The 25,691-nt window shown below is 62.6% G+C and carries 25 protein-coding genes; 15 read left to right on the top strand and 10 right to left on the bottom strand.

The window, feature by feature from the left end:
• Positions 1–119 precede the first annotated feature (119 nt).
• A complete protein-coding gene (locus V1294_RS31290; RefSeq protein ID WP_334502623.1) occupies positions 120–1,469 on the top strand; it encodes a hypothetical protein in 1,350 nt (449 codons plus the stop codon).
• 117 nt (positions 1,470–1,586) lie between these two features.
• Here the strand turns inward: V1294_RS31290 and V1294_RS31295 are convergent, their stop codons facing one another.
• The 3 genes from V1294_RS31295 to V1294_RS31305 all read right to left on the bottom strand — a co-directional run bounded on the left by V1294_RS31295 (position 1,587) and on the right by V1294_RS31305 (position 3,354).
• Positions 1,587–1,916, bottom strand: a complete 330-nt coding sequence (locus V1294_RS31295) for a GcrA family cell cycle regulator (protein WP_108518747.1) — start codon at positions 1,914–1,916, stop codon at positions 1,587–1,589.
• Between the two features lie 128 nt (positions 1,917–2,044).
• Positions 2,045–3,166 (bottom strand): hypothetical protein, encoded by a 1,122-nt coding sequence (locus V1294_RS31300; protein ID WP_334502625.1) that lies wholly within the window; start codon positions 3,164–3,166, stop codon positions 2,045–2,047.
• Positions 3,163–3,354 carry a hypothetical protein gene (locus V1294_RS31305; protein ID WP_108518742.1) on the bottom strand — a complete coding sequence of 64 codons (192 nt, stop codon included), beginning with the start codon at positions 3,352–3,354 and terminating at the stop codon, positions 3,163–3,165. Before V1294_RS31305 ends, V1294_RS31300 begins: the two co-directional genes overlap by 4 nt.
• A gap of 680 nt (positions 3,355–4,034) precedes the next feature.
• On the opposite strand from V1294_RS31305, the gene V1294_RS31310 reads away from it, so the two are divergent.
• Positions 4,035–4,250, top strand: a complete 216-nt coding sequence (locus V1294_RS31310) for a hypothetical protein (protein ID WP_334502627.1) — start codon at positions 4,035–4,037, stop codon at positions 4,248–4,250.
• A gap of 340 nt (positions 4,251–4,590) precedes the next feature.
• Here the strand turns inward: V1294_RS31310 and V1294_RS31315 are convergent, their stop codons facing one another.
• Together V1294_RS31315 and V1294_RS31320 are read right to left on the bottom strand one after the other, a co-directional pair.
• Positions 4,591–5,394: a hypothetical protein gene (locus V1294_RS31315; protein ID WP_334502629.1), complete on the bottom strand. Its 804-nt coding sequence runs from the start codon at positions 5,392–5,394 to the stop codon at positions 4,591–4,593.
• A 6-nt stretch (positions 5,395–5,400) separates the two neighbouring features.
• Positions 5,401–5,655, bottom strand: a complete 255-nt coding sequence (locus V1294_RS31320; protein WP_334502631.1) for a hypothetical protein — start codon at positions 5,653–5,655, stop codon at positions 5,401–5,403.
• Between the two features lie 464 nt (positions 5,656–6,119).
• Here V1294_RS31320 and V1294_RS31325 point away from each other — a divergent pair, with 464 nt between their 5' ends.
• On the top strand, positions 6,120–7,379 hold the full coding sequence (locus tag V1294_RS31325; RefSeq protein WP_334502633.1) for an IS110 family transposase: 1,260 nt from the start codon (positions 6,120–6,122) through the stop codon (positions 7,377–7,379).
• 213 nt (positions 7,380–7,592) lie between these two features.
• Here V1294_RS31325 and V1294_RS31330 read toward each other — a convergent pair whose 3' ends face one another.
• Complete coding sequence (locus V1294_RS31330) at positions 7,593–7,799, bottom strand: DUF1737 domain-containing protein (protein WP_334502636.1); 207 nt, start codon at positions 7,797–7,799, stop codon at positions 7,593–7,595.
• A gap of 120 nt (positions 7,800–7,919) precedes the next feature.
• Entirely contained in the window at positions 7,920–8,873 is a 954-nt protein-coding gene (locus tag V1294_RS31335) for a ring-cleaving dioxygenase (protein ID WP_334502639.1), read from the bottom strand.
• A gap of 130 nt (positions 8,874–9,003) precedes the next feature.
• On the opposite strand from V1294_RS31335, the gene V1294_RS31340 reads away from it, so the two are divergent.
• The 9 genes from V1294_RS31340 (at position 9,004) to V1294_RS31380 (ending at position 19,321) form a co-directional block, all read left to right on the top strand.
• Positions 9,004–9,771: a crotonase/enoyl-CoA hydratase family protein gene (locus V1294_RS31340; protein ID WP_334502641.1), complete on the top strand. Its 768-nt coding sequence runs from the start codon at positions 9,004–9,006 to the stop codon at positions 9,769–9,771.
• 158 nt (positions 9,772–9,929) lie between these two features.
• A complete protein-coding gene (locus tag V1294_RS31345) occupies positions 9,930–11,597 on the top strand; it encodes a bifunctional metallophosphatase/5'-nucleotidase (RefSeq protein ID WP_442895397.1) in 1,668 nt (555 codons plus the stop codon).
• A 90-nt stretch (positions 11,598–11,687) separates the two neighbouring features.
• On the top strand, positions 11,688–12,614 hold the full coding sequence (locus tag V1294_RS31350; RefSeq protein WP_334502643.1) for a histone deacetylase family protein: 927 nt from the start codon (positions 11,688–11,690) through the stop codon (positions 12,612–12,614).
• 72 nt (positions 12,615–12,686) lie between these two features.
• A complete protein-coding gene (locus tag V1294_RS31355; protein ID WP_108518728.1) occupies positions 12,687–12,938 on the top strand; it encodes an exodeoxyribonuclease VII small subunit in 252 nt (83 codons plus the stop codon).
• 131 nt (positions 12,939–13,069) lie between these two features.
• Positions 13,070–14,368, top strand: a complete 1,299-nt coding sequence (locus V1294_RS31360) for a hypothetical protein (protein ID WP_334502645.1) — start codon at positions 13,070–13,072, stop codon at positions 14,366–14,368.
• A gap of 330 nt (positions 14,369–14,698) precedes the next feature.
• A complete protein-coding gene (gene dxs / locus V1294_RS31365; protein ID WP_334484059.1) occupies positions 14,699–16,645 on the top strand; it encodes a 1-deoxy-D-xylulose-5-phosphate synthase in 1,947 nt (648 codons plus the stop codon).
• 99 nt (positions 16,646–16,744) lie between these two features.
• A complete protein-coding gene (locus tag V1294_RS31370; protein ID WP_334502646.1) occupies positions 16,745–17,308 on the top strand; it encodes a nucleoside 2-deoxyribosyltransferase in 564 nt (187 codons plus the stop codon).
• Between the two features lie 17 nt (positions 17,309–17,325).
• Complete coding sequence (locus V1294_RS31375) at positions 17,326–18,081, top strand: TlyA family RNA methyltransferase (protein WP_334484064.1); 756 nt, start codon at positions 17,326–17,328, stop codon at positions 18,079–18,081.
• Positions 18,074–19,321, top strand: coding sequence for a class I SAM-dependent RNA methyltransferase (locus tag V1294_RS31380; RefSeq protein ID WP_334502649.1), 1,248 nt, complete (start codon positions 18,074–18,076; stop codon positions 19,319–19,321). The genes V1294_RS31375 and V1294_RS31380 overlap by 8 nt, the downstream gene beginning before the upstream one ends.
• 183 nt (positions 19,322–19,504) lie before the next feature.
• Here the strand turns inward: V1294_RS31380 and V1294_RS31385 are convergent, their stop codons facing one another.
• Entirely contained in the window at positions 19,505–20,377 is an 873-nt protein-coding gene (locus V1294_RS31385; protein ID WP_334484069.1) for a DUF1194 domain-containing protein, read from the bottom strand.
• Positions 20,378–20,577: 200 nt separating this feature from the next.
• Here V1294_RS31385 and V1294_RS31390 point away from each other — a divergent pair, with 200 nt between their 5' ends.
• Positions 20,578–20,895 carry a hypothetical protein gene (locus tag V1294_RS31390; RefSeq protein WP_334502651.1) on the top strand — a complete coding sequence of 106 codons (318 nt, stop codon included), beginning with the start codon at positions 20,578–20,580 and terminating at the stop codon, positions 20,893–20,895.
• A gap of 48 nt (positions 20,896–20,943) precedes the next feature.
• Entirely contained in the window at positions 20,944–21,249 is a 306-nt protein-coding gene (clpS, locus tag V1294_RS31395; protein WP_108518712.1) for an ATP-dependent Clp protease adapter ClpS, read from the top strand.
• A gap of 53 nt (positions 21,250–21,302) precedes the next feature.
• Here the strand turns inward: clpS and V1294_RS31400 are convergent, their stop codons facing one another.
• Together V1294_RS31400 and V1294_RS31405 are read right to left on the bottom strand one after the other, a co-directional pair.
• Complete coding sequence (locus V1294_RS31400; RefSeq protein ID WP_334502653.1) at positions 21,303–22,418, bottom strand: hypothetical protein; 1,116 nt, start codon at positions 22,416–22,418, stop codon at positions 21,303–21,305.
• 264 nt (positions 22,419–22,682) lie between these two features.
• Positions 22,683–23,867 carry an adenylate/guanylate cyclase domain-containing protein gene (locus tag V1294_RS31405; protein ID WP_334502655.1) on the bottom strand — a complete coding sequence of 395 codons (1,185 nt, stop codon included), beginning with the start codon at positions 23,865–23,867 and terminating at the stop codon, positions 22,683–22,685.
• Between the two features lie 122 nt (positions 23,868–23,989).
• Between V1294_RS31405 and V1294_RS31410 the strand changes: the two genes are divergently transcribed.
• Positions 23,990–25,684, top strand: coding sequence for a GMC family oxidoreductase (locus tag V1294_RS31410; RefSeq protein ID WP_334502657.1), 1,695 nt, complete (start codon positions 23,990–23,992; stop codon positions 25,682–25,684).
• Positions 25,685–25,691: the final 7 nt, after the last annotated feature.

Raw genomic sequence — 25,691 nt, forward strand, 5'->3', positions numbered from 1 at the left:
AAATTAGATGATCCCGTAGCTTCCCGCAGTTGCGCATTCATTTCGCAGTGCGAACAATGCGCGTCGTCGCGTGCTTGGCTGTGTAATTGGGCTCATGCGGAGCCTGGGGAGGCCGGATCATGGACCCATGGCGATTGGCAACGAAGGCGCAGCGCCGCATCAATTTAGTCGCGGGCTTGGCTCTCGCGAGTTGTGTTCTCGCCTGGCTCGCAGGCTTCGGTTCGGCTTCCACCCAGCACATCAGCGCTTCCGTCGAGAACGCCGGCGCAAAGACAGTCGTGGAACGCCACGAACCATCTCTGGTCGCAAGCGTCGAGCCTACGGTTATGCCGCAGGCGACAGTAGTAGCGAACGCCGCCATCGGTGATGTTGCGACGGCAACGGCCGCCGAAGCCACGCCAAAAGCCGCCGACACGACGGCAAGCCTGGATGAGCCGAAACCTTTTGTCGTGGCCTCGCTGCCGGAATCGTCACAGGTAGTTCCGGCCGAAACACCGTCCGCCGAGGGCAAGCAGGCGAGCATGCCTGATCCCGCGCCAGCGAAAACCGCCGACGCGACGGCAAGCCCGGATGAGCCGAAGCCTTTTGTGGTGGCCTCAACCGATCCGTCGCAGGTATTTTCGCCCGAGGAAGTCGCAACGGCGCCTGAGCCTGCCCTGCCGGCTGTGAGCACCATCGAAATCAACGAGGAGTGCCTGGTAGCCGAGATCTGCATCGATCGGTACCTGTGGGCGCTCTACGAACGGGCGCCCAAGATCGACGCCATCAAGGTGACTGAGCGGCGGAAAGTCACGATCAAGCGGAAGGGCAAGACGGTGACCGTCACCAGGACCTTCACCAGGCGTGTCGACGAGGAGTTTGGGTGGAAGGACCCGAAGGCGGCGGACAAAGCCGGCATGCCGATGATGGACTACGTGATCGGCGGCATGGACCGGAGTTTCAAGATAAAGCTGTTTCATACGCTCCACGCGGCGGAGCAGGCTGGACTGCAGCCCGGCATCACCAGCGCGTTCCGCGATGACTACCGTCAATCAATCGCCACCGGCCTCAAGGCCGCAACCGATCGATCCTACCACGGTGGGAGTACCCGTGGCGGCTATGGCCGCGGGCTTGCGGCCGACATCGTGAGCGTCAAGGGCGCGACCCGGGCGCAGCGATGGGTCTCGACTGAAAAGCTCTGGAAATGGGTCGACGAGCGCGGCAAGGAATTTGGCATCGGCCGGCCCTATCTCGACAGGGATCCGCCGCACGTGGCGCCGATCGACGGCAAGGAATATACCTCTCGCCGAGGTGGCGCGAAGACTCAGGTGGCCGAAGCGAAGCCGAAAACGCACGTGGCGGAAGCGAAAATCAAGAAAGGCAAGCGGCTGGCTGCTCGAGGCGACCACAGCGCAGCCAAACGCGCGCGAAACGTAAAATTGTCCAAAGGCGCGAGAACCGCGAAATTGTCCAGAGGACGGACCATGTAAAACCGGTTCAACCACGCACTTCCCGCCCCGGCGGGAAGACTGCAAGCTTGCCCTGCCTACGCTCCTGTCAGGAGCGCATCAATCATACCCATCCTCTCGACCAGACGGCAGCAAGCGTCAGCCCGTATTCCTGACCGCATTGGCCAGCATGGCGTAAAGCTCGCGCTTGGTGAGCTCCCTGGTCTGCTTTGCGACAGGCTTCTGCGTAGACACCACCCTATCCACTGGCCGGGCGCAGGCTGCTGCGAGCGTCTGCCTTCGCGTCGGCACGGCCACGATCCTGGGGTTGGCCGTCGGTGGCTTGTGACCCCGCTTGTGGCCCAAGCGCTTCAGCTTCGCGCTCACTGCGTTGCGGCTGTAGCCCAGTCGACTTGCGATCTGACCGGCGCTGTAGCCCGCGGCCCAGAGTTCTTTGAGCAGTGCTACGTCTTTCGCATCCCAACTCATGGGAGATACTTATACACCGAATGTCGGCGACAGGCGAGTCGTTGCTGATGGTTCGTTGGCCGATGGTTCATCTCGTCGTTAATGCAGCCATCATCATCACTCGCGAAGTTGATGACTGCGGTCAGCTCTTACTTCGGATCGCGAACTCGCGAACCAGCCGCCGCGACCGTCAAGGCGATCGCTGCCGGATCGCAGCAGAGCACCATCAACAATATCAGCCACCGCACCGCGACTTCGGGCGCGACGCCGACCATCATCGCAAGATACTGGATCGGGCCTGCGGATGCCTCGACGCGGGAACGTTCACCGGCCAGCGCCGCGCGTTGCGCCTGCAGACCGACCAGCGTTGCGGTTGCCGCCTGCCGCTGCGTATCCAGCCCATCCCGCGTCAGGCGCTGTTGGGTCGCGATGTTGATCGCCCGCGTCACCCGGCCGCGGCTTGTCGATTCGTCGACGGCCCGGTCGATCTGCGCAATGCGGCTGTCCAGGTCGGCAACGGCCGCCTTTTGCGCCGTCACGCGGGCGTCGAGCGCCTCAATGCGCTCGGTGACACCGGAACGCGACGTGGCCGCCACGCTGACATGCGCCTCGACCAGCTTGCCGAACACACCAGCGGCATTGATCAGCGCAAGGCCGGCAACGAGGGCCACCATGACGAAACGCATTTTCCAGTTGGTCCGGCGCCAATGCGCGGCCAGCCATCCGGCTATCACCAGCTTGCCGGCTTCCATCGTGGCGGCGAGCACCATGACCGCAACCGGCGCGCCGGGAAATATCTCGGCCATGCCCGCGACGGAAAAATAGGCCGCGACCGTCGCCAGTGCGAGCGCTGCAACAAGGGCAAAGGCGCGGCTGGCGCGCGCGCGTTCCGGCGTGGCGGGAACGGCCTCCGGCACGATGGGTGCGGAAAACTCTGGCGGCTCGAGCGGCGCGTTGGGCGCCTCTGGCTCGCCATCGGCCTCGGTCGTCTTGGCCTCGGTCGTCTTGGTCCTGGCTGTCCTGGCTGCCTTAGCCTTGGTGCCTTTAGCGGCCTTGGATGCCGGAGAGGCGCGGCTGCGTTTCGTCGCCGGCAACGGCGCCTCGCCGGATGATTCAACGCTTACGTCTTCCATAGGCGTCGCCACCAATCGAGGCGTGCGATGTGAGGCATTGGCCCAGGCGTCAAGCTGATGCCTGATGCGCACAGCATCGCTGTCGCCCTCCGTCGGTTCGGTCGTGGAGATCGCTTGCGTGGTTGCGCGGCGTGTCATGTGGCCCCCTGCCTCGTAACGGCAAACGCCAGCTTCTCCTCGGCGAAGAACTGGAGTGTGCCGTAACCTTCCGTGTCGACGGCATACCTGAAGCTTCCGTCAACGGTCGGAAACACCGCGACAACCGTGCCCGACTCGTGATCGTTGGCAACGTTTTCGACTTGCTCACCAACCGCAAATTTCGCCATCGAAAACTCCTTTTCGGATTCGTCGATGCGATTATATCTCCACGGGCAGGCTGACGCTGCCCAACGATTCGCCTTCCGGAATTTAGGACGATGGTTGTTGCACTAATGTCTCATCCTGCTCGCGGGAGGGAACCGCTCTACATGTGGAGCGTGAAACGAACATGGCGCGATGTCCGGATTGAGTCTGAAATGCGCATCAAGGACGAAATCAACCGGACGATCTGAATTTGCGAGTTCGCGAGCGAACCCAGTAGCGAGCGAGCCCAATTTGTAGGATGGGTGGAGCGCAGCGATACCCATCAATATTGCTGCCCGGGACGGTGATGGGTTTCGCTGCGCTCTACCCATCCTACGAACTGTGCGATCATCGCGAGCCCAGACACGGCAATCCAGCACTGTTGCAGCGTTAAGACAGTCACAGCCATTCCGGCACGGTCCCGTAGTTCTACGCTTTGCGAATCGTCCATGCCCGCCCCTACTCTCAGCGCAGTTCGCATTCCCCTGGCGTTTGCTGGTATCCGTCCCGCGCAAAAAAGCACGGCTACGGAAGGGTTGCGTATTTGCAGGTCAATTCGCGTAAGGGGCGTCCAAAAAAACGGCGTGCACCAATGTTGGCATGAACCCTGCATTGGCTGAATGAAGCTAAACGAATTGGATATTCCTTATCAACGAAGGTCACCATGCTCGTCACTCTCGTCGCCGTTCTCTGCAACAGCCAGCTCTGTCTCGAAAAAGTCGTTACCACCAGTGACCAGTCCGGCATCACCATGAGCGCCTGCGCGGTCAACGCGCAGATCGGAATTGCCGACTGGCTCGCCAAGGGGCCGTATCGCGACTGGCGATTGCAGCGCTACAAATGCGTGCTCGGGAAGTACACGCCGAAGAACGAAGGCTGAGCAGCCGCAAGCTGCCTCACGCTGGCGCGGTTCATTGCCGGGCATAGTGAATTTGTTTGCGTCAAAGTTCGTAAACATGACTTCGCCTTCTCGCGGCGCACGGCACCCGAGGGTTGCATGAACCTTGTCCCTCCTGGGGAGGGAGCAGGGAATGCCGGGTGCTTGCTGCACCCGCGGTCTCAGCCGGCCAATGGGCGTCACCGTAACTCCGAGCTATTCGAATCTCACGCAAGATTGTTGCGGAAATTCGCTGCGAGAAGAGGCTCTGCAATCTTATTATTATTGCATCGAAGTGCAGAGCTTCGCAGTAATTTGCAAGAAACCAGGATTGCTTCAGATTCTAAGCTTGCTGAGAAGTCCCGAAGGATGCGGCGATTACATCGAACAGCTCAATGTTAGCCCGAACTCCCAAAACAAAATCGCTGGCATCCCCTCCCCCGTATAATCGACTTCCGTAGACAAGCTGATCAAATGGCTCACTCCCTCCCAACTCAAACGCAAATTTGAGATCGTCCGCGTGGAATATCCGAAATATCAATGGCATTTGGGTACAATAAGGGCTCCCCCCGAGATCAGTGCTGACCTCGAAGACAAGGCCGCAGCTTAGATTTTTATGCCAGCGATTACGACGGCGCTTAAATGCTTGCGCCGAACAAAACTCATCAATGAAGGGAATGACGTCCCGCTTCTTTCCTGTCCAACCTGTCGTCCGAATTCCTAAACGCTCGCCCTCCTGCTTCGTCTGCTTCTTTATGAAGGCTGCTTCGCTCATCCTGAACTCTGCATCAAGCCCAGTTTTCTTAATGTGCTCAAACAAGCATCTGATAAGGGGGGGATAGCGAAATGGAGGCTCGACAAAATCCCTGGCCGCAGAGAGTTCGTCCAAAAATGCAGACCGGTATTTTGGTTCAATGCCAAATATCCGCTGGTCCGAAATTACCTTTCCTGCGCACAGCATTGTCTCGAACGCGACTTCATCCCAATATCGATTGAGCAAGTCCGCCTGGTGTTCACCGCAGAACTCAATCATTCGATTCTGCCATGCCCTGTGGACCAAGAAGCCGCGCGCCTCAAAGGCAAGCTGTGTCGAAACACGGCCTGGCCAGTTTGCCACCACGTTCAGAAGAGGGTGATCTTCCATCATCACATCTCACCGCAAAAGGATGATCCAAGACGGCGGCGGTGGCACAAAATAACCATTTGCACCCGGCTGGCTACTGAAATTGTCGCCGATCGCATATACGACGCGCGCGGTGCCGTCATCGCCGATGGATTCAACGAGCAGGATATGTTTGGGGCTTCCGAGCCACACGCCAACCCAAACGCCGCTCCATTGCTGGAATGCATTCCCTGGCTTCGTAGTCGCAACAGTTGCATCAGATGGGAGTGGGACGCCGTCGATCATGAGATCGCCGGCACTGGCGGCCTATGACCGCGTCAAAAACGGTAGAAGTACGAACGGCTGAAGCTTATGAAACAAGGTGCTTCCTTGCAACTAAACGGCGAACAACCGCAACAATGGACGCCTCACGCGTTCATGGCAAGCCTTCGAATCAACGGATTCATAGATGGGTGGAGCGCGGCAATACCCATCATCACGGAGTACGACGACGATGATGGGTTTCGCTTCGCTCTACCCATCCTGTACCCTTCTGGCGTTCGGCACCAGTCGTTGATGTAGACTGGCTGCACGGGCCGATCTGCCGGGAGCTGCCTGACCCACCCGTGCTATGAGCCACCTTCGTAGGACCTGCGCCCCGGTGGAGCGGCTGCGATCAATATCCACTAGGAGGTTTGCGCCAAGAGCGCCAGTACAGGGATCGATCGGGATCGCAGTGGGCCCGCTTTGAGAAGCGAGGAGGTCCAGTAATGGTTGAGGATGTGCGTTGGTTTGTCGGGATCGATTGGGCAACACAGAGCCACCGCGTTTGCCTGCTTGATAGCGAAGGAGGACGCATGGGCGAGCGGGAGTTCGCCCATGGCGGAGCCGGACTGACGGAACTGCGAGATTGGTTGCTGCAGAAGACCGGGGCTGCGCCGGGGCAGATCGCCGTCGCGATCGAGATGCCGCATGGTCCCGTGGTGGAGATGCTGCTCGAGCACGGGTTTGTGGTCTTTGCCATCAATCCCAAGCAGCTCGATCGTTTCCGCGATCGCTTCACAGTCGCAGGCGCCAAGGATGACAGCCGAGACGCCCTTGTCCTTGGAGACTCACTGCGTACCGATCGGAAAGCCTTCCGGCAGCTTGCGATCGACAATCCGGTGGTGATCGAGCTGCGCGAGTGGTCGCGCCTCGTGGACGAGTTGCAGCAGGAACGGACGCGTCTGGCCAATCGTCTGCGTCAGCAGCTGTGGCGCTACTATCCGCAGGCGACCGAACTAGCCGATGATGTCGGGGACGACTGGTTCCTGGCGCTGTGGCAAAAGGTGCCGACCCCCGCCGCCGCCGCGAAGGTAACGGAGAAGACGGTTGCGCGCATCCTCAAGGACCACCGCATCCGGCGTCTCGATGCCGCCACCGTGCTGCAGACCTTGCGCAAGACGGCCTTGTTCGTCGCCCCAGGCACGACGGAGGCCGCTTGCGTGCATATCCGCAGTCTCGCGGCGCGCATGCACCTGGTCAATCAGCAGATCAAGGAAGCCCACAACGCCCTGGACGGCCTCTGCGCCGGGCTCGCGGCACCGGACGAGGAGAGCCCGTCGGGGCAGAGCCGTGAGCAGTGTGACGTGGCAATCCTTCGCTCCTGGCCGGGAATCGGCAGGATTGTTCTCGCCACACTGCTCACCGAGGCAGCGCAGCCGCTGCAGGCCCGAGATTATCACGCCTTGCGTGCGCTGGCAGGGGGTGCTCCGGTGACGCGGCAAAGCGGCAAACAACGCTTCGTGATCCGCCGCCACGCCTGCAACAGGAGGCTGCAGACCGCCGTTCATCATTGGTCGCGCGTTGCCATCCAGCACGATGCTGCCGCGCGGCGCCGCTATGATGCCTTGCGGCAGCGCGGCCACGGCCATGCACGTGCGTTGCGTAGCGTGGGCGATCGCCTGCTCTCGGCTCTATGCTCGACCCTCAAGAGCCGGACCCTGTATGATGCCAACCGCGGGAGTTCGCAGATCTCCGTCAAACAGTAAGCCTCATTCCTTGGTTCGGCCGCTTGCGACCATTCCTTCGTCCCGACCTGCCGAACCCGACAGCGACGCGCGCAGACGCTGTCCAGGATGCCATCGGCACCGGCGTAGCCGGCGCGGAGCGTCCTGGACGGCGGCGAGCACGGCGCTACGCTCGTCATTCAAGGACGCCCAGCTCCTTGACGAAAGCTAGGAGGTCCTACGAAGTCTTCTGCGCTACAGCTTCGACAAATCCATTTCGGGATCGTACGTCTTGTCTTCGACGTCCTTGGTGATGACTTGCCCGCAAATCACTTCGCCGCGCTTCTGGTCGAATGTCAAAGTCGGGTGTCCGTAGAGCTGCCACCCGCCGTTCAGAGCAGCGGTCACCCGATGACAGAATGCGGCGTCATCCTTGCCGGTGAGATATCGGTAGGCCTTCATGATGTCCTTCACAGGATCGAACAAGCTTTAGCCCGTAGGATGGGTGGAGCGCAGCGATGCCCATCAATGGCGGCGTAGAACGATGATGGGTTTCGCTGCGCTCTACCCATCCTACGAAATTTACGAAATCGGCTTCAGGCCCGCCTCGATCGCCGCCCTTCGCGGCTCCAGGAACGGCGGCAGCGCCAGTTTCTCACCAAGCGTCTCCATCGGCTCATCCGTCGCAAACCCGGGTCCATCCGTCGCGATCTCGAACAAGATGCCGTTGGGTTCGCGGAAATAGAGGCTGCGGAAATAGAAGCGGTCGATCTCGCCGCTGTTGGGAATGCGAAGCTCGTTCAGGCGCTGCGTCCAGGCGTGGTATTGCGCTTCGTCGGGGGTGCGGAACGCGACGTGGTGGACGCCGCCGGCGCCCTGTCGCGCCATTGGCGAATCCTTGTCTTCGAGCACGTGCAGTTCGGCGGCGGGGCTACTCTGTCCCTTTGCCTCGCCCATCTCGAAGACATGGATCTGCGCGCCGTGGGCGGCATAGTCGCGCACGCGGCGCATGTTCATGACTTCGGTCAGCACGAATGCAGTCCGCGACAACTCGTGCACGGTCAGCACGATCGGACCCAGGCCGCGGATCTGGTGCTCTATCGGCACCGGGCTGCGTTCCCACGGCGAAGCCGTGCCCTTGCCGCCATCGTCGACCAGCACCAGCCGCTGGCCCTCGCCGTCCTCGAACGGCAGCGTCAGCCGGCCGTCGACCTCGACGATATCGCGTGCCACAGCGCCGGCTGTCTTGAGGCGATCCCGCCAGTAGCCGAGGGTGTTTTCGCCCGCGACGCGCAGGCCGGTGCGCGAGATCGAATTGGTTCCGCGCCGCTCGGGGGCGGCCGGAAAGTCGAAGAAGGTGAGATCGGTGCCGGGATTGGCATTGCCGTCGGCGTAGAACAGGTGATAGGCGCTGACGTCGTCCTGGTTGACGGTCTTCTTGACCAGCCGCATGCCCAGCAGGCCGGTGTAAAAGGCCAAATTGTCCCGCGGCTTCGCGGAGATCGCGGTAAGGTGATGAATTCCGCCTAGCTGCATTGCGTTATCCTCGCAGTCACGTCCCCGGGAAAATCGGCCGAAACAGTTTGGCCTCTTGCCGGATCATGTAGGATATGGCCGGATGATTGGCCAGCGGCACCGTTGCCGCCAGCGATCCAGGGACAGGTTCATGACCGGGCACCTCATTGTAACAGACGAAGACGCGACGCGCGTAATCAAGCTGCGGCGGCCCGAGAAAAAGAACGCATTCACCCAGGACATGTATCGCGGGATGAGCGATGCTATCGACAAGGCGCAGAACAATCCCGATATCCGCTGCATCATCATAACCGGCGGTTCGGGCGTGTTCACCGCCGGCAACGATCTCGAGGACTTTCTCAAAGAGAGCACCTCGAATACCGATGCGCCACGCGGAACCTCCAACGCCGTAAAACTGCTTTATTCGCTGGCGCACAACGTCAAGCCGATCATCGCCGCCGTCGACGGCGTCGCGATCGGAATCGGCACCACGATGCTGTTCCATTGCGACTATGTGCTCGCCAGCACGACCGCGACCTTTTCGACGCCGTTCATCAAGCTCGGGCTGGTGCCGGAAGGCGCATCCAGCCTGTTGATGCCGCGCACCATGGGCCACCAGCGCGCCTTCGCCATGCTGGTGATGGGGCGCAAGTTTTCGGCCGACGAGGCGCGCGAGGCGGGCTTCGTCAATGTGGTGGTGGCGCCCGGACACACCGAAGCCGAGGCGCGCAAGGTGGCCCGCGAGATTTGCGCGCTGCCGGCCGAAGCCGTCGCGATCTCGCGAAAACTGCTGAAGCTGCCGCTGGAGGACATGACGCGGCGGATCGACCAGGAGAGCCATCTGTTCGGCGAACGGATGCACTCAAAGGAAGCGGTGGCGTCGTTCGAGGCGTTCTTTGAACGGAAAGGGGTGAGGTAAAGGGCACGCTTTCGCCCCACCGTCATTGCGAGCGCAGCGAAGCAATCCATCGCGCCGCATCAAGAAAGAATGGATTGCTTCGTCGCTGCGCTCCCTTGCACAAACGCTTCGCGTTTGTCGCAGGCAATGACGCGGAAACAGCAAACTACCTGTCATACATGAATACTCCCCTCCGCCCGATCCTTGCAGCATTCGCGATCATGATGGCGCTCGCCGCATCATCGTTCGCCCAAGCCCCCACCCCCGTCGATCTGCGCATTCTCGCGATCAACGATTTTCACGGCTACCTGCGCCCGCCGCCGGGCGGGATCTCGATTGCCGATCCCGAGGACAGAACAAAGAAGATCACCGTCCCGGCCGGCGGCGCCGAACATATGGCGACGCTGGTGGGCCAGCTTCGCGAGGGGCACAGGAATACGATCTTCGTCGCGGCCGGCGACCTGATCGGCGCCAGCCCGTTTTTGTCGGCGATGTTCCATGACGAGCCGACGATCGAGGCGCTGTCGATGATGGGGCTGGAGATTTCCTCGGTCGGCAACCACGAATTCGACGAGGGCAAGGACGAGCTCTTGCGCATGCAGCATGGCGGCTGCCACCCGGTCGACAAATGCCAGGGGCCGCATCCGTTCACGGGCGCAAAATTTCGTTATCTCGCCGCCAGCACGTTCGAGAAGAGCAGCGGCAAGACCGTGTTTCCCCCTTACGAAATCCGCAGCTTCGACGGCATTCCGGTCGCCTTCATCGGCCTGACCTTGAAGGGCACCCCGGGCCTCGTCTCGCCGGTTGGCATTGCCGACCTCGAATTCCGCGACGAAGCCAGTACGGTCAATGCGCTGATCCCGGAACTGAAGGCGCGCGGCGTCGAGGCCATCGTCGTGCTGATCCATGAAGGTGGATTGCCGACGGGCGACTACAATGAGTGCCCCGGCGTTTCGGGACCGATCGTCGATATCGTCAAAAAATTCGATCACGCTGTCGACGTCGTGGTCTCCGGCCACACCCACCGCGCCTATGTCTGCGAGATCGACGGGCGGCTCGTCACCTCTGGCGACAAATACGGCACGCTCGTCACCGCGATCGATCTCAAGCTTGATCCGACGACGCGCGATGTCGTCAGCGCCAAAGCCGACAACACCATCGTGCGATCGGCGACGCTTTCGAAGAATCTCGACCAGACCGCGCTGATCGAAGCCTATGACAGGGTCGCAGCCCCCATCGCCAACCGTCCGGCGGGTAGGCTAACGGAAACGCTGTCGCGCACGCCAAAAAATACCGGCGAGAGCCCGCTCGGCGATATCATCGCTGACGCGCAGCTCGCCGCCACCCGTGCGGCCGCGAACGGCGGCGCGGTCATCGCCTTCACCAATCCCGGCGGCATCCGCACCGACATTACGCACAAGGAAACCGGCGCGGTGACCTATGGCGATCTGTTCGCCAGCCAGCCGTTCCGCAACCAGTTGGTGACGATCACGCTGACCGGGAAACAGATCAAGGACATGCTGGAACAGCAATGGCGCGATCCGAAGCGGCCGCGGATCCTGCAGGTCTCCAAGGGCTTTTCTTATGCGTGGGATCAATCGAAAGGCGACGGCGAGCGCATCATCGCAGAACGAATGGTGTTGAACGGGCAGACAATCGATCCCGCCGCGAGCTATCGCGTCACCGTCAATAACTTCCTTTTCGTCGGCGGCGACGGTTTCACCGTTCTGACGCAGGGAACAATGCCGCAAACCGGAATCTACGACATCGACGCATTGAATGCCTATTTCGGGGCGAACAGCCCGATCGGACCGACCGCTGCCGATCGCATCATCAGGATAAACTGAGCGGGAAGGCCGTGGGCCTTTCCGAGCGGCCCCTGACCGCCTAGATTACCCGATCCGTTGCCGGCGCGCGCCTTAACGCCAGGATTTTGCATGACGCTCCTTCTGACGCATTCCGCCTGTCTCGACCATGTCACGCCTCCAGGCCATCCGGAACGTCCCGACCGGCTGCGCGCGGTGGCGGAGGTGCTGGGTGAAGAGCGCTTCAAGCCGCTCACGCGCAGCGAGGCGCCGGAAGGCAATCTCGATTCCGTCACGCTGTGTCACGGCGAGCATTATGTCGGCGAGCTCCGGCATATCGCCCCGCAGAGCGGCATGATCTATATCGACGGCGACACCTCGATGTCGCCGGGCACCTGGGAAGCTGTCATGCGCGGCGTCGGCGGCGCGGTGGCGGCGACGGATGCGGTGATGTCCGGCGCCCACCCGAATGCCTTCGTCGCGGTGCGGCCGCCCGGCCATCATGCCGAGGTCTCGAAGCCGATGGGCTTCTGCTTCTTCGACAATGTCGCCATCGCCGCCCGCCACGCCCAGCGCAAATACGGCATCGGCCGCGCGGCAATCGTCGATTTCGACGTCCATCACGGCAACGGCACGCAGGATATCTTCTGGCACGATCCGACCGTGATGTATTGCTCGACGCATCAGATGCCGCTGTTTCCGGGCACCGGCGCCAGCGGCGAGCGCGGCGAGCACGACACCATCGTGAATGCGCCGCTGGCTTCCGAAGACGGCAGCGCCAAGTTCCGCGCCGCGTTCGAAAACCTGATCCTGCCGCAATTGCAGAAGTTCGCGCCGGAACTGATCATCATCTCCGCCGGCTTCGACGCGCATCACCGCGATCCGCTGGCCTCGATCAACCTGAAGGCCGATGATTTCGGCTGGGTCACGCGCAAGCTGATGGACCAGGCCGAAGCAAGCGCAGGTGGCCGCCTTGTCTCGGTGCTGGAGGGCGGCTACGACCTGCAGGGGCTGAAAGAGTCGGTTGCGGCCCATGTCACCGCATTGATGGGGGCGTAAATCCCCGCCACAATAGGCCCCTAAAAATGTGTTTGATTCTGCGCTCTTAGGGGGCGCATTCGGGAACTTGATATGGCCGAAAATACCCAAATGGACGTCAAAAAACTCTCCTTCGAGCGCGCGATCGAGGAGCTCGAATCGATCGTGAAGCGGCTGGAGGACGGCAAGGTGCCGCTCGAGGAATCGGTCGCGATCTATGAGCGTGGCGAGGCGCTGAAGCGCCGCTGCGAAGAATTGCTGCGGCAGGCCGAGGCCCGCGTGGACAAGATCACCACCGATGCCAACGGCCAGGTCACCGGGACCGAGCCGCTCGACGTGCAGTGATCCCGGACGGCCGCAATATCGACCTCATCAGTCTCCGCCTGGCAGCCGATTTAGTAGCCGATTTAGTAGCCGATTTAGTTCCTGGCGCCCTGCCCAGCCTGTTATAGTCGGCCACCACCCGGGGACAGTACGTGCGCGTCCAGCACCGCCATATCATCTATATTCAGGGCTACGATCCGCGCGGGCTGGCGCAATATTACCGCATGTTCCGGACCGAACTGCGCAAGTTCGGCCGGCTTTACCAGCTCCAGGCCACCATCAGCCGGCCCAAGGTCGCAGCCGACGACGAGATCGCGTCTTGGACCATCGATACCAAGGCAGAGGACTGGCAGACCCGCACGGCCTACGATTTCCTCCGGTTCGAGGATTTCATCCAGCAGGATCTGGCGTCGCCGATCTGGCGCACGGTGTTGAGCGCGGTGTGGATCTACTGGCGGCTGGTCTTCGCCGGCACCATCGCCCGCTTCGGCAAGGCGAACTGGCGTTTTGCGACCTTCATCACCTACCCGCATCTGCTGCTGCTGCTCGAAGCTGCGTGTGCCGCCGCCATCGCCTTCGTTTTCGAGAAGGGCCTGAACGCCATCGGCATTCCTGACGCGTTCAGTATCGCCATCGCAACCGCCATCTTCGTGGCGCTGCTCGGGACCGTGCTGAAATACACCGAGAACGCCACTTACGTGCTCTATCTGCTGTGCGACACGATCTGGACCTGGGAGTTCTCGCACCGCGAGCGCCCGGAATGGGACCAGCGCATCGACCGCTTCGCGCAGCATCTGGTCAAGACAGCCAAAAGCACTGACGCCGAAGAAATCGTCATCGTCGGCCATAGCTCCGGATCGTTCCTGTCGACGGAAATGCTGGCGCGCGCGCTGAAGCTCGACCCCGCGCTCGGCCGTCACGGTCCGCGGATCGTGCTGCTGACGCTCGGCGGCAACTTCCCGATCGTCGGCTATCACGCCGTGTCGAAAGAATTCCGCGACCATCTGCGGCAGCTCGCGATCGAGCCCTCGATCGACTGGATCGACTGTCAGGCCCGCAAGGACGTGATGAATTTCTACCAGTTCGATCCGATCACGAGCCACGGCATCGACGTCGGCGCCGCCAGGCGCAACCCGAAGATCGTGCCGGTCCGCTTCCGCGACATCATCCGGCCCGAACACTACGAAAAATTTCGCTGGCAGTTCTTCCGCGTGCATTTCCAGTTCGTGATGGCCAACGAACTGCCCAACGCCTACGACTTCTTCATGATCGTCTGCGGACCGGTTCCGCTCAGCGCGCGCGTGGCCGTCCCCGACGCCGCGCTTGATGTGGCCACCGGCGATTCTGGCGTGCGCAACCGGGCCTGGAAAAGCATCGAAGCGGCCACGACGACGGCCGCAAGTGCCGCCGATTTGAGCAAATTGGAACCATCTGCCCGCCGCAGCGGTTGAAAAACCGAGTTTTTCCGGCCCGCGCCAGGGAACCGAATCGGCGCTCCGGGTTGGCTTTGGCGGCAGCTTTGGTGTAAAGGTTGCGGTTCTATGGGCTGGGGAGAGCGCCTGCCGGGCGACTTTCGACGGCAGCAAGCGCTTGAAATAGCTAAAGAAACTGAACCGGGAAGGGTTTCGAAGCTACTAACGTGATGCATATCACATGGTTTAGGCCGGAGTGCATCTAGGCTTTCAAATCAGGTACCGGCCTGCCGAGATGGCACCGGGGTCTGGAATTTCACGGCGCGGTTAACGCGCTTCCCGTCTCGCGTCGGGCCGTTTCGCCCTGACATGCAAAATTGGAATATCGCTGTGACCACATTTAGTAAAACGCCGCTTCTCGATACCATCCGCACGCCCGACGATCTTCGCAAGCTCAAGATCGAGCAGGTGCGTCAGGTCGCGGACGAACTCCGCCAGGAAACCATCGACGCCGTTTCGGTGACCGGTGGCCACTTCGGCGCCGGCCTCGGCGTCGTGGAACTCACCACCGCGATCCATTACATTTTCGACACACCGCGCGACCGCCTGATCTGGGACGTCGGCCACCAGGCCTACCCGCACAAGATCCTGACCGGCCGCCGCGACCGCATCCGCACGCTGCGCACCGGCGGCGGCCTGTCCGGCTTCACCAAGCGCACCGAGAGCGATTACGATCCGTTCGGCGCCGCGCACTCCTCGACCTCGATCTCCGCCGGCCTCGGCATGGCGGTCGCCCGCGACCTCTCCGGCGGCAAGAACAACGTTATCGCCGTGATTGGCGACGGCTCGATGTCGGCGGGCATGGCCTATGAAGCCATGAACAATGCGGGCGCGATGAACTCGCGCCTGATCGTCATCCTCAACGACAATGACATGTCGATTGCGCCTCCGGTCGGCGCGATGAGCGCCTATCTGTCCCGCCTCTACTCCGGCAAGACCTATCGCTCGCTGCGCGAGGCGGCCAAACAGATCAACAAGCGTCTGCCCAAGATCCTCGCCAACCGCGCCAACCGCGTCGAGGAATATTCCCGCGGCTTCATGATGGACGGCGGCACGCTGTTCGAGGAACTCGGCTTCTATTACGTCGGCCCGATCGACGGCCACAATCTCGACCATCTGCTGCCCGTTCTGAAGAACGTCCGCGACATGGAAACCGGCCCGATCCTGGTCCATGTCGTCACGCAAAAGGGCAAGGGCTATGGTCCGGCGGAAGCTTCCGCCGACAAGTATCACGCCGTGGTCAAGTTCGACGTCGCCACCGGCGCCCAGGCCAAAGCAAAACCGAATGCGCCGGCCTACCAGAACGTGTTCGGCCAGAGCCTCGTCAAGGAAGCCGAGAAGGACGACAAGATCGTCGCCATCACCGCGGCGATGCCGTCCGGCACCGGCGTCGACATCTTCAACAAGGCCTTCCCCGACCGGACCTTCGACGTCGGCATTGCCGAGCAGCATGCGGTGACGTTTGCCGCCGGCCTCGCCACCGAAGGCTACAAGCCGTTCTGCGCGATCTACTCGACCTTCCTGCAGCGCGGCTACGACCAGGTGGTCCACGACGTCGCGATCCAGAGCCTGCCGGTTCGTTTTGCGATCGACCGCGCCGGTCTCGTCGGCGCCGACGGCGCGACGCATGCAGGCTCCTTCGACTGCGCCTATCTCGGCTGCCTGCCGAATTTCGTCATCATGGCCGCATCCGATGAGGCGGAACTGGTGCACATGGTCGCGACGCAGGTTGCGATCAACGACCGCCCGAGCGCGGTGCGCTATCCGCGCGGCGAAGGCCGCGGCGTCGAAATGCCCGAGGTCGGCATCCCCCTCGAAATCGGCAAGGGCCGCATCGTCCGCCAGGGTAACAAGATCGCCCTCCTCTCGTTCGGCACCCGCATGGCCGAATGCGAAAAGGCCGCCGACGAACTCGCCGCCCACGGCCTCTCCACCACTATCGCCGACGCGCGCTTCATGAAGCCGCTCGACGTCGATCTGGTGCTGAAGCTGGCGCGCGACCACGAGGTGCTGCTTACCATCGAGGAAGGCTCGATCGGCGGCTTCGGTTCGCACGTGATGCAGACGCTGTCCGACAACGGCATGCTCGATGGGGGTTTGCGGATGCGCGCGATGATCCTGCCCGACGAATTCATCGACCACGACTCGCCGAACGCGATGTATGCCCATGCCGGACTCGACGCCAAGGGCATCGTCGCCAAGGTGTTCGATGCGCTCGGCAAGGACTACAAGACCGAGACGGTCAAGCTCGCCTGAGGCGGTAGCCCCTTCGGTTCTGACCTGGTCAGAACCGAAGGCCTTGCAGTATCGAAGGCCTCGCAGAACCGAACATCTGGCTCTTTCGCCGGTAATCCCATGAAGATCTATCTGGCAGGCCCCGATGTGTTCCTGCCGGACGCGATCGAGATCGGGCGCCGCAAGGCCGCGATCTGCGCCCGCCATGGCGTGCGCGGGCTCTATCCGCTCGACAATGCAGTCGATCTTTCGGCCGCTGATGCTTCGCTGGCGATATTTGAGGGTAACGAGGCCATGATGGACGCGGCGGACGCGATCATTGCCAACCTTACGCCGTTTCGCGGCCCCGGTGCCGACGCCGGCACCGTCTATGAACTCGGCTACATGGCCGGCCGCGGCAAGCTCTGTTTCGCCTACAGCAACGATCCCGCCGTCTATGCCGAGCGGGTTGCGCGATCCTTTGCGGTCACGAAAGCCGGTGGCGGCCATCTGATCGACGATGACGGACTGACGGTGGAAGATTTTGGGCTGCCCGACAATCTCATGATGATCCACACGCTCGATCTGCATGGTGCTAGACTGGTGACACCGCGGCAGCGGCCTCTGGATATCTGGCACGATCTCACCTCGTTCGAGATCTGCGTCGCGCTCGCGGCGGATCGCGCCACCCGCAAATCGGACTGAGGCAAATCGGACTGACCTTGGCGAAGACGAGCAATAGTGAAACCTCCCCCCGCAAGCGCGTGGACGTGCTCCTGGTCGAGCGCGGCCTGTTCGAAAGCCGCGCGCGCGCCCGCGCCGCGATCGACGCCGGCGGCGTGACGGCCGACGGGCGGCCGGTGCTGAAAGCGTCGGAGATGATCGCCGCCAATGCCGAATTGTCCGCGCAGCCCGCGCACCCCTGGGTCTCGCGCGGCGGCGTCAAGCTCGCAGGCGCCCTGGAGCTGTATCCGATCGAGATCGAGGGCCATGTCTGCCTCGACGTCGGCGCCTCCACCGGCGGTTTCACCGAGGTGCTGCTGGCGAACGGCGCGAGCCTCGTCTTCGCCATCGATGTCGGGCGCGGCCAGTTGCATCCCTCGCTGCGCGATCACTCCAGGATCGTATCGATGGAAGAAACCGATATCCGCCAATTCGAGGGCAAGCGGCTGCCCGCGCGGCCCGATGTCGTCGTCATCGACGTCAGCTTCATTTCCCTGAAGGCGGTGCTGCCGGTGGCGCTGTCGCTCGCCGCCGCGCCGATGCATCTCCTGGCGCTGATCAAGCCGCAATTCGAGGCGGAGCGGAAACACTCCAAGCACGGCATCATCCGCAACGCGATGGTGCATCAGGAAATCTGCGACGACATCACGGAATTTGCCACTTTGCTCGGCTGCACCGATATCCAGGTGTTTCCCTCGCCGATCACCGGCGGCGACGGCAATATCGAATTCTTCATGGGCGCGCGCCGTGGCTGACAGCGAGCGCCTCGTGATCGACCATGTCGGCCATCACGGCGACGGCGTCGCGATCGCGGGCGGCGGCAACATCTATGTGCCGTACACGCTGGGCGGCGAAACGATCGAGGTCGGTGCGGTTCCCGGCCACCATCCCGACCGCCGGCGATTGCTCAATGTCGAGGCCGCAAGCGTGGAGCGGATCGCGGCGTTCTGTCCGCATTTCGGCGTCTGCGGCGGCTGCGCGATCCAGCATTGGGACGCCGAGCCCTATCGCGCCTGGAAGCGCGAACTCGTGGTGACGACGCTGGCGCAGGCGGGAATCGATTGCGACGTGGCACCTTTGGTCGATGCCCATGGCGCGGGCCGCCGGCGCATCACGTTGCACGGGCGGATGGGAACCCACGACGTGCTCAAGGTCGGCTATGCGGCGGCCGGTTCGCACGACGTCATCCCGATCGACCGCTGCCCGATCCTCGACCCGCATCTGAACGGCGCGATCGAAGCGGCCTGGGCCATCGCCGAGTCGCTGATCTCGATGGGGAAGCCGCTCGACATCCAGATCACCGCGACCAATAGCGGGTTGGATGTCGATGTGCGCGGCTCCGGCCCGGTATCGTCAGCCATGATCGCGCGGCTGTCGCGCATCGCGGAACAGCATCGGCTGGCGCGGCTGACGCGCCACGGCGAACTGGTGCTGATGCGAACGCCGCCCGTGATGTCGATCGGCGCCGCGCAGGTGGCGCTGCCGCCCGGTTCGTTCCTGCAGGCTACGGTGGCGGGCGAGGAAACGCTGGCGGCGCTCGCCTCCGAGCATTGCAAGCGCGCCAAACATGTTGCCGACCTGTTCTGCGGCGTGGGCCCCTTCGCGCTGCGGCTCGCGGCGAAGTCGCGTATCGCCGCTTTCGACAGCGACGCCGGCGCGGTCGCAGCCTTGCAGAAGGCCGCGACGTCTACCTCGGGGCTGAAGCCGGTCAAGGCCGAGGCGCGTGATCTATTCCGCCGCCCGCTGATGCCGCAGGAATTGCGCGACTATGATGCGGTCGTGTTCGACCCGCCGCGGCAGGGCGCGCAGGCGCAGGCGACACAGCTCGCGGCCAGCAAGATTCCGACGGTGGTCGCGGTATCCTGCAACGCAACGACGTTCGCACGCGACGCGAAGATTTTGATCGACGGCGGCTACAAGATCGACGGCGTTACCCCGGTCGACCAGTTCCGCCATACGCCGCATGTGGAATTGGTAGCAAGGTTCAGGCGATAACAGACGCTCGTTGTTACCCTCCCCTGGAGGGGGAGGGTCGACGCTCATGAAATGAGCGGCGGGGTGGGGTGACGGTCTCTCCACATCCAACAGTACCCGAGTGGAGAGATCACCCCACCCCGTCTCGCATTTCGCTACGCTCAACGCGAGCCGACCCTCCCCCTCCAGGGGAGGATAAGACGGCTACCTTCCCCACCTGTCCTGCCAGATCTTCTCGCCGATCATGCAGTTGACGCGCGGCTCCTTGCCGGCGGCCGGCACGACCGGGTGTTCGGGGGTGCGGCCCGCGATCTCGAGCAGCAGCTTGGTGCGGATCGCTTCCTTGAACTTGTCGCGGTCCTTGATCGTGACCACGAACGCGCCGGGGCCGCCGATGACGCAGTCCTCATAATAGAGATCGAGATTGTCGATATCCATCGTGGAATAAGACGGCTCCTTCACCATGATCGGCAGGCCGTTGATGACGATGCCCTTTTCCAGAGCGGCATCGCGGGCGATGGTGACGGGTGCGCCGTTGTTGTTCGGGCCATCGCCGGAAATATCGATCACCCGCCGCAGGCCGCGGTGCGGATTTTCGTCGAACAGCGGCATGGCGAAGTGGATCGCACCCGAGATCGAGGTGCGCGACGCCCGGCGGATCGGGGTCTTGATGATTTCATTGGCGACGGCGTCCGCCGTCTCGGGCCCGTCGATCAGGCGCCACGGGATGATGATCTTCTGGTCGGTGGATGCCGCCCATTCGAAATAGGTGACCGAGATCCTGCCGTTCGGGCCGCTCTTCAACGCCTGCAGGAACTCCTTGGAGACGATCGCCTGCGCGTAGCCCTCCCGCTGCAGCGCCAGTTCGTCCATGTCCATCGAATAGGACACGTCGACGGCAAGGACGAGTTCGACGTCGACGGTCGGATTGGCTTCCTTGTCGGCCAGTTGACGGCTGGCGGCGTTCGGCTGCTGGCCCGGCCGGTTCGTCTGATACGGCGCGGCAAAACCAGCCACATCGCCGCCGGCGAGCACGCCTGCGACAAGCACGACCCCGATCGAGACATACCAGCGCATTTGCGGCCCTCCCGTCGAACGACAGTGATGGTGACATGCAAAACGGCCGACGCAAAGCGCTGAAATCATTTGTCCTTCACATTCGCTTTAGGAGCAGGCTTCGTCCACAGCCCGCTTACTCGGCCGGTTCCGCGCAGCGATGCGCCTGTCCGGTATCCGGCTCCGAATGAACGATTAGCGCGTCCGGCGCGACAGATGCGATGCGGCCGGCCAAGAAGGGCCGCATTGGCACGATCATGGTTACGCCCACAAAACTTCCCACGAATGACAGCCCGTCGCCGTTGATGTGCACAGCCATTGTGTCGACCGGCCTGCTCGCCTTTGGCCTCGTGGTTGCGTTGTCGCTTCCAGCGCCTCGGTCCGGCACCACGCAGCCTGAAGCGGCCAGCCCTGATCGAGCTGAAACTCTCGGCCCCCCGTTTCAGGACCGGCCCGGAGCCTGTAAACTGATCGAGACGGCCGTCAGCCGCGGCGATCCGACCATGGCGCAGCGCCTGGCGAACTGCCGCGCCAACTGAGCGCGGCGGCCCGTTGGAATTTCGCTCGCTTGCCGGACTTGACTGGAAATGCCCGATACCACCGCCACGCCAAAAACCAAGGTCAAAACCAAGACCGAGCGGCCGCGCCTGCACAAGGTCATCCTGGTCAATGACGATTACACGCCGCGCGAATTCGTCGTCACGGTGCTGAAGGCCGAATTCCGCATGACCGAGGACCAGGCCCACAAGGTGATGATCACCGCGCACCGCCGCGGCGTCTGCGTGGTAGCCGTGTTCACCAAGGACGTCGCCGAAACCAAGGCGACCCGCGCCACCGATGCCGGCCGCGCCAAAGGCTACCCGCTGCTGTTCACGACCGAGCCGGAGGAATGATTCTTCCGTAGCCCGGATGGAGCGCAGCGCAATCCGGGCTACAGGCTCATGCGCTAGAGATAGGCGGCCAGCCCGGCACCGGAACCGAGACTGTTCTGTATCGATGTCGCCGTACGGTAGTTCGCAACGATCCTGTTGGCGTAGTCTTCGGTGAAGCCGAGAACGCTTCGCTCCTCGGAGCTCATTTTTTGATATTGCTGGAGCAGCGCCAGACTGTTGGCCTTTATGCCGTCGCCGCGGAATGCGTTCAGCACGCTGCTTCGTGAGCGCTGATTGAGCTCTGCCTTCGCAGCACCGGCTTCCTGCGCCGAGAATGACGCATCAGCGTTCAACGCCATGATGGCCAGGGTTCGATTGTCGAAGTCCGTGAAATCTACCTGCTGCCCGGTCTGCCTGCTGCCGGTGAATACCAGGTCCTTACCGTTGTCCCTGGCGCTGCCCGCTTGCGCGTCGAGCATCGCCCGCGCGTTGGTTACCAGCGTATCCGGGCTTGAATCCGTGGTGGTGGAGGTTTGTGTTGGCGCCTTGTCGAGCAACGCTCTCACCGGGTCCGCATCGTTGCCGGTGACCGGCGCCTTGCCGAAGCTTGCTCTGGCGGCGACGAAGCCCTCCAGCACGGCCTGCTTCTGATCTTTCCAGGCCGCCGTTGCCTTCTCGTCGCTGCCAGCCTGATCGAGATAATCCGACGCCGCGGCGTAAAGGCTTGCATAATCTCCGGTGTGCCGGGCAATCACGACATGGGGAGACACGGCGTCGTTGAATCGTGACTGCAATGTCCTGGTCGCCGCCGTCACCTCGTCCGTTGAGAACTGGCTCTGCGCATTGTCAGCGATCACCGACAGGGTTGTGCGCGTCTGGCCGGAAAAATCGACGGCGACCTGCCCATCGAGCATCGCCGATGACGTTCCGAGCGCAGCGTATTGCTGGTCGAACCAGGCGCGCGCCCTCGTGGTGAGGGTCGCGACCGAAGGCTGTTCGCTGTCCGCCGCGGTTTGCGCCAGATAGGCCTTGGCCTCGTCAGACAAAGTGACCGAGGTCGAGGATGACGATGAGGACGTGTCGGTTGCGGTCGAGGTGGGACTGGCCTTCGACGCCGTGTTGCCTGCTCCGTAAGCATTTCCGGCATAGTTGAGGTAGGACGCTGCGTTTGATCCAACCGAGATCGACACGAGAGCACTCTCCGCGCGCGAGAAATGGTTAGCAACACATGAATAAATATGGTTAACGCATCGTTAACCGCCCGCGCCTCGGGCAAACGTCCTGTTTGCTGCACCACATGCCCGCGTCATCAAGCCGTAGAACGCGTAGCCCGGATGGAGCCACCGGGTCGCGCGATGCGCGCCCGATGACAGGCTCCGCGTAATCCGGGGACAGCTCAGGCCGCGGCGCGAATCCCGGATTGCGCTGCGCTCCATCCGGGCTACGGGATTCCCTCAGGCCGCCGAGGTTTCGTCGGCCAATCCGTAAACGCGCGCGGCTTTTGCGAAGCCGGCGACCGGAAACTCGCCGAGATCGCTCCAGCCTCCGCGGCAGATGCCGGCAAACCCTTCCGACGCCACGATGGTGCGCCTGGTTTGGCTGGCGATCTTTTCCAGCCGCGCCGCCAGATTCACCGCAGGTCCAATGCAGGTGAAGTCGAGCCGGTTGCCGCCGCCGATATTGCCGTAGAGAATTCGTCCCACATGCAGCGCTAGTCCGAAGCGAAAACGTTCGACGGCGTCGCCGACCGGATAGTTCAGGTTGGCAACGCTGGCGCGGGATTCGTGGGCGGCCTCCAGCACATGCGAGCACACCTGCTGCTCGTCGCCGACGTATTCGTCGATCGGAAACACGGCGAGCAGCCCGTCCCCCATATATTTCAACACGTCGCCGCCATGCTTCTTGATCGCGGCGACCTGACAATCAAAATATTGGTTCAGAATGTCGACAACGGTCTCGGCCGGCAGCCGATCCGACAACGCCGTGAAGCCACGCAGGTCGGACAGCCAGATCGCGGCGTTCATCGTCTCAGTGTGGCCGCGCCTGATCTGGCCGCCCATGATCCGCTCGCCGGCGCTGTTGCCGACATAGGTGTCGAGCAAGCTCGCCGCCATGCGGTTCAAACTAAGGATCTCGACCACCCGTGCCAGCGGTTTCGCGAGGCTCCGCAGCGCCGCCAATTGTTCATCCGTGAACCCGCCCGGCTGTTTCGTGGTCCAGCTTGATGCGTTCACCGTGCCGCCGATGAAAGGCAGCGGCAGCGCGACATAATCGGTGACGCCTTCAGCGCGCAGGTCGTCGATGATCGGAAAGCGCTTGCTGGCGGGATCGTCGACACGGGCGCGAACTTCCAGTCCTTGCTGGAACACGATTTTGAGGGGGCTGTTGTGGAAATCCGGTGACTGCAGGATATTGTAGTCGACCGAGCCGAATTCGACCTCGGCGCCCGGCTTCCAGATGAAACTGCGCCCGTAGATTTCGGGATGCAGCGTGCGGACGAAGACGCCGACGCGCCACAGCGGCAGCCCTGCCGCGACCATCCGTTCGCAGCACTCGGCCATGAAGCTCTTGGGGCTGGCCGCGGATCGCCCCCCGTCGATCAGCCAGTCGGTCAGCTTCTGCAGTTCTGCGACATTCATGACGCCGGTATTTGCCGCGCAACTGCAGCGCGCGTCAAGCGCGCTCGCAACGACAGCCGGCGTGACCCGACGACGGAGCTGCGCTAGCTTTACGGTGTAAAAAAACAAGAGGAAACGTCAAAGTGTACGACATCATCATCGTCGGCGGCGGATCAGCGGGCTCGGTCATGGCCCACCGGCTCTCCGCCAGAAGCGCCAACAAAGTCCTGCTCTGCGAAGCAGGCCAGGACACGCCGCCCGGCAACGAGCCGCCCGAGATCCGCGACAGCTATTCGGGGCTGGCGTATTTCGATCCGCGCTTCCACTGGACCGAACTCAAGGTCACGACCCAAATCGTCAGCCACAACAATCCCGATGAGAGCCGCCCGCCGTTGCGCAAGTACGAGCAGGCGCGCGTGCTGGGTGGCGGCTCCTCCATCAACGGCCAGATGGCCAATCGCGGCGCGCCGACCGATTACGCGGAGTGGGAGGCCCGCGGCGCCACGGGCTGGAACTGGAAGGACGTGCTGCCATATTTCAAGAAAGTCGAGCGCGACCTCGATTTCGACGGGCCGTTCCACGGCAAGGACGGCCGCATCCCCGTCCGCCGCATTCCGCAGCAGCATTGGACACGGCATTCGCAAGCGATGGGCGAGGCCTGCAAGCTCGCCGGCTACGCATTCCTTCCTGATCAGAACGGCGAGTTCACAGACGGCTACTTCCCGGTGACGCACTCCAATCAGGACGAGCAGCGTGTCTCGGCCGCGATGGGCTATCTCGATCGCGAAACCCGCAAGCGCGCCAACCTGACGATCTCGACCAACACAGAGGTCAAGGAGCTGCTGTTCGAGGGCACGCAATGCGTCGGCGTGAAGGCGCTGGTCGATGGCCGCCAGCAAGAGTTCCGCGGCCGCGAGGTCATCCTCTCCTGCGGTGCGATCCATTCGCCGGCGCATCTGTTACGCGCCGGCATCGGGCCGGTCGGACACCTGAAGGAGATGGGTATTCCGGTCGTGATGGGCCTCGCGGGCGTCGGCCAGGGCCTGATGGATCATCCCTCGATCGCACTGTCGTCCTTTGTCCGCCGTGGCGCACGCATGAACGAGCACACCAGGCGCCACATCCAGATGGGGCTGCGCTACTCCTCGGGGCTTCCGGGCGTACCTGCCGGCGACATGTTCGTCGCCGTCCTCACCAAGTCGGCCTGGCATTCGGTCGGCGAGCAGATCGCCTCGCTGCTCACCTTCGTCAACAAGACCTACTCGGAGACCGGCCAGGTAAAGCTCGCCTCGCGCGACCCGCGCGCAGAACCTATTGTCGAGTTCAACCTGCTGTCCGACAGGCGCGATCTCGATCGCCTGATGAGCGGCTTTCGCAAGATGGCGGCGCTGCAGATGAGTGCGCCGCTCAAGGCCGTCACCGACAAGCCATTCCCGGCCTCGTATTCCGACCGCGTGCGCAAGATCGGCGTGGTCAACACCAAGAACAAGATCCTCACCGCCATTGCCGCAACATTGATGGACGGGCCGGCGGCGCTGCGCCACTACATGATCGACAATTTCATCGTCGAAGGCTTTACGTTCGAGCAGGTCATGCGCGACGACGAGGCACTCGAAGCCTTCGTGCGCAAGGCGGCGATCGGCGTGTGGCACGCCTCCTGCTCATGCCGGATGGGCCGGCCGGACGATCCGATGGCGGTCGTCGACACCCAAGGCCGGGTCAAGGGCGTGCAGGGATTGCGGGTGGTCGACGCCTCGATATTCCCGGTGGTGCCGTGCGCCAACACCAATTTCCCGGTCCTGATGGCGGCGGAAAAGATCGCAGACGCCATGCAGTGAGAGAGGC

It is taken from the genome of Bradyrhizobium sp. AZCC 1678 (assembly GCF_036924765.1).
Classification (GTDB): Bacteria; Pseudomonadota; Alphaproteobacteria; order Rhizobiales; family Xanthobacteraceae; genus Bradyrhizobium; species Bradyrhizobium algeriense.

Bases quoted from the DNA above. Each gene is read 5' to 3' on its own strand.
- V1294_RS31370 (WP_334502646.1), top strand. From the start codon at position 16,745: ATGAAGATCTATCTGGCAGGCCCCGATGTGTTCCTGCCGGACGCGATC.
- V1294_RS31315 (WP_334502629.1), bottom strand. From the start codon at position 5,394: ATGATGGAAGATCACCCTCTTCTGAACGTGGTGGCAAACTGGCCAGGC.
- V1294_RS31390 (WP_334502651.1), top strand. From the start codon at position 20,578: ATGCGGCCGGCCAAGAAGGGCCGCATTGGCACGATCATGGTTACGCCC.
- V1294_RS31350 (WP_334502643.1), top strand. From the start codon at position 11,688: ATGACGCTCCTTCTGACGCATTCCGCCTGTCTCGACCATGTCACGCCT.
- V1294_RS31345 (WP_442895397.1), top strand. From the start codon at position 9,930: ATGAATACTCCCCTCCGCCCGATCCTTGCAGCATTCGCGATCATGATG.
- V1294_RS31355 (WP_108518728.1), top strand. From the start codon at position 12,687: ATGGCCGAAAATACCCAAATGGACGTCAAAAAACTCTCCTTCGAGCGC.
- V1294_RS31295 (WP_108518747.1), bottom strand. From the start codon at position 1,916: ATGAGTTGGGATGCGAAAGACGTAGCACTGCTCAAAGAACTCTGGGCC.
- V1294_RS31340 (WP_334502641.1), top strand. From the start codon at position 9,004: ATGACCGGGCACCTCATTGTAACAGACGAAGACGCGACGCGCGTAATC.
- V1294_RS31325 (WP_334502633.1), top strand. From the start codon at position 6,120: ATGGTTGAGGATGTGCGTTGGTTTGTCGGGATCGATTGGGCAACACAG.
- V1294_RS31290 (WP_334502623.1), top strand. From the start codon at position 120: ATGGACCCATGGCGATTGGCAACGAAGGCGCAGCGCCGCATCAATTTA.
- V1294_RS31300 (WP_334502625.1), bottom strand. From the start codon at position 3,166: ATGACACGCCGCGCAACCACGCAAGCGATCTCCACGACCGAACCGACG.
- V1294_RS31320 (WP_334502631.1), bottom strand. From the start codon at position 5,655: ATGATCGACGGCGTCCCACTCCCATCTGATGCAACTGTTGCGACTACG.
- V1294_RS31385 (WP_334484069.1), bottom strand. From the start codon at position 20,377: ATGCGCTGGTATGTCTCGATCGGGGTCGTGCTTGTCGCAGGCGTGCTC.
- V1294_RS31335 (WP_334502639.1), bottom strand. From the start codon at position 8,873: ATGCAGCTAGGCGGAATTCATCACCTTACCGCGATCTCCGCGAAGCCG.
- clpS (WP_108518712.1), top strand. From the start codon at position 20,944: ATGCCCGATACCACCGCCACGCCAAAAACCAAGGTCAAAACCAAGACC.
- V1294_RS31305 (WP_108518742.1), bottom strand. From the start codon at position 3,354: ATGGCGAAATTTGCGGTTGGTGAGCAAGTCGAAAACGTTGCCAACGAT.
- V1294_RS31405 (WP_334502655.1), bottom strand. From the start codon at position 23,867: ATGAATGTCGCAGAACTGCAGAAGCTGACCGACTGGCTGATCGACGGG.
- dxs (WP_334484059.1), top strand. From the start codon at position 14,699: ATGCAAAATTGGAATATCGCTGTGACCACATTTAGTAAAACGCCGCTT.
- V1294_RS31310 (WP_334502627.1), top strand. From the start codon at position 4,035: ATGCTCGTCACTCTCGTCGCCGTTCTCTGCAACAGCCAGCTCTGTCTC.
- V1294_RS31330 (WP_334502636.1), bottom strand. From the start codon at position 7,799: ATGAAGGCCTACCGATATCTCACCGGCAAGGATGACGCCGCATTCTGT.